6 protein-coding genes are annotated in these 2,281 nt (G+C 61.6%); 3 read left to right on the forward strand and 3 right to left on the reverse strand.

The window, feature by feature from the left end; genetic code table 11:
* Positions 1 to 289, reverse strand: a 289-nt coding sequence (locus DBR22_RS17480) for an SDR family NAD(P)-dependent oxidoreductase (RefSeq protein ID WP_146187549.1), incomplete at its 3' end; no start/stop codon positions are given.
* Positions 290 to 420: 131 nt separating this feature from the next.
* On the opposite strand from DBR22_RS17480, the gene DBR22_RS17485 reads away from it, so the two are divergent.
* The 3 genes from DBR22_RS17485 to DBR22_RS17495 all read left to right on the forward strand — a co-directional run bounded on the left by DBR22_RS17485 (position 421) and on the right by DBR22_RS17495 (position 1,524).
* Positions 421 to 672: a helix-turn-helix domain-containing protein gene (locus DBR22_RS17485; protein WP_108600067.1), complete on the forward strand. Its 252-nt coding sequence runs from the start codon at positions 421 to 423 to the stop codon at positions 670 to 672.
* A 113-nt stretch (positions 673 to 785) separates the two neighbouring features.
* A complete protein-coding gene (locus tag DBR22_RS17490; RefSeq protein ID WP_108600068.1) occupies positions 786 to 980 on the forward strand; it encodes a hypothetical protein in 195 nt (64 codons plus the stop codon).
* A 19-nt stretch (positions 981 to 999) separates the two neighbouring features.
* Positions 1,000 to 1,524, forward strand: coding sequence for a hypothetical protein (locus DBR22_RS17495; protein ID WP_108600069.1), 525 nt, complete (start codon positions 1,000 to 1,002; stop codon positions 1,522 to 1,524).
* A gap of 28 nt (positions 1,525 to 1,552) precedes the next feature.
* Here the strand turns inward: DBR22_RS17495 and DBR22_RS17500 are convergent, their stop codons facing one another.
* Both DBR22_RS17500 and DBR22_RS17505 read right to left on the reverse strand, forming a co-directional pair.
* Positions 1,553 to 1,822, reverse strand: coding sequence for a hypothetical protein (locus tag DBR22_RS17500; RefSeq protein WP_108600070.1), 270 nt, complete (start codon positions 1,820 to 1,822; stop codon positions 1,553 to 1,555).
* Between the two features lie 123 nt (positions 1,823 to 1,945).
* Positions 1,946 to 2,131 carry a hypothetical protein gene (locus DBR22_RS17505; protein WP_108600071.1) on the reverse strand — a complete coding sequence of 62 codons (186 nt, stop codon included), beginning with the start codon at positions 2,129 to 2,131 and terminating at the stop codon, positions 1,946 to 1,948.
* Positions 2,132 to 2,281 lie beyond the last annotated feature (150 nt).

Raw genomic sequence — 2,281 nt, forward strand, 5'->3', positions numbered from 1 at the left:
GCGTCATTTCCTCGAACGGTTCCTTCTCAAGGACTCCGGCGTTGTTGACCAGGGCAGTCAGCGGAAATTCGTCACAAATCCGATGAGCGAACTCGACTGTTTTCGCTCTGTCCGCCAGATCAGTCCGGCGTATCTGGACGCCGTGGGTGCGCGCCAGTTCCTTCGCCTCATCGAGGCCAGTGTTGTAAGTGGCAACAACGTTCCAACCTTCCTCGGCCAACTGCTCAGCGATGGCCCGGCCGATCCCGCGGGCGCCTCCCGTCACCAAGGCCGTACGTTCGCCTGCCATTGATGCCTCCGAACAATTTGCGTGAGGGACGGGTAGACATACTTTGTGCCTGACTGATGCGGAATACCAGACCCAATTCGTGGCGCGACGGTTGTGCCCGCCAGGCGCCGGGCCGCACATAGGATGATCCGGTGACCGACGAACCGAAGAGGCCCCGATTCCTGACGATCTCGCAGGCGGCCGAAGAGCTGAATGTGAACCAGAACCAGATCAGGGCGCTGCTCAGGACTGGGGAGCTTCGCGGAATCCAGGTCGGTGGGAGGGGTATTTGGCGCATCGGGGCCAGCGACGTCGAGGACTTCATCACCGATGCCTACCGGCGCACGGCCGAACGGATTGCCGCCGGCGAGGTCAACCTTGAAGGCGAATCCGAGCCCCAGTAGCTCCTGCAAAGAAACCTGCAGCATGTGGCATGATCAGTCCAGCAAGACCGCTATGAAGATGGCGACTGTAGGCGGGTGTGAACCGTTCGGTCAACCGAACGAAGGACCCCGCGATGGCCTGTCAGAAAAACCCGTACCCGAACCAGTACTTGGCCCTGCGCGCCCTAAACGCGATCCTGGCTGCCGGGAAGCAGGGCAAGCAGCCAGCCCGCGCCTACCCGTGCCATGAATGCCACCGCTGGCACCTGACCTCGAAGAGGCTCACCGGCAAGTTGCCGAAATGGGAGCAGAAGCTTTCGCGTAGTTGACCGCGGCTAGGCTGAGCCTGTGGAACGTGTACTACTGGACCAGGTGATCCAGACCGACTACGGACAGCTTGACCTCACATGGGGAGAGGATGGCTTCTTCGACGGCGACTTCGACCGCTCATATCAGGGCCAGGTCAACGGCTTGGTCGGGGCTTCCAACCAGCACGGTCTGCACGTCAACCTCGCCCGGCGGTCGGGTGGCTCGCCCGTTCGTATCGTCCTGCTGGATGCGCCACCGGGGAGCGATGACGGGCAGTGGGAGGACGTTGTCGAGGCATCCATCGCGATTCCTGAAAGGCGCGCGGTGATGTGGAGTACCTGGGCGGGCGAGAACACGGGCCCAGTAGACCTTCCGCGCGGTTCCTACCGGCTGCGTGTCAGTGCCAAAGGCCGGGACGAAGGGCACGCGGGGGAATTCGCAGAGGACACGGTCGATGACTACCTCCTTCAAATCTGGCCCGCTCAATGGGAACCCGATGCAATACTCCGCACCGGCAGCGAGAACGCCAGGTACTGGCACCAGCACGTCAGGAACCGCCGGTAAATCCTGCCCCCGTTCTTGGAAGGTTCAGCTAGGACTCCGGCTTCTTGTCGGCCTTGAAGAGCTCACCGAGCTGGTTCCCGACAATCTGCGCCTCTACAAGATGGCTGCCCATATCAGTGTTGCCCGTGACACGGGCAGCGGCTTCTCGTAGCTCGTTCTGTAGGTCAAGGAGTTCCGAATGCAGTTCCGAGTTGGACCGCAACCAGTTGCAGTTCTTGGACGCTACACGACTCAGCCCGCTCAAGATTTGTGATGCCCGCTCCATCTTTTGAGCCATCACGTCGGTCAGTTCATTCATCAGATCCCCCTGCTGCTGCCGCCTACCGACAGGCTACCTGCCAGCGGACGGTCCGTTGCGCGTCGCCCTCACGGGTTCGCCTCTCAGCAGGCGCCACAGCAGCGCTAATCGACCAGATGTGCTTCACAAGCCTGTCCTTCCCGGAGCCCGCCTGCGGCTAAAGGCCCAGCTGCCAGCCCAGAGAAGGACGACGAGAATCAGGGTCTCTGTGCCGTTGAAGGCCTGGCCGAACACTTCCATAACGTAGGGAAGCACGAAGATGATGAAGGCTGTTCCTACGATGGCCAGGAGCCAACCTCGGCTGCTCATGCCCCTTCTCCGCTGTTGTTGAGCCCGACGCCCGATTTCTGCCGCCGTTCGTCGGCTTGGAGGATACCGTCACGGACGGCGGCGCGGACGACGCCGTAGAGGACGTAAAAGAAGACTGCCGCGAAGACCACGGTCAGGACGAGGCTATCG

This window comes from Arthrobacter sp. HMWF013, assembly GCF_003061105.1.
Lineage (GTDB): Bacteria > Actinomycetota > Actinomycetes > Actinomycetales > Micrococcaceae > Arthrobacter.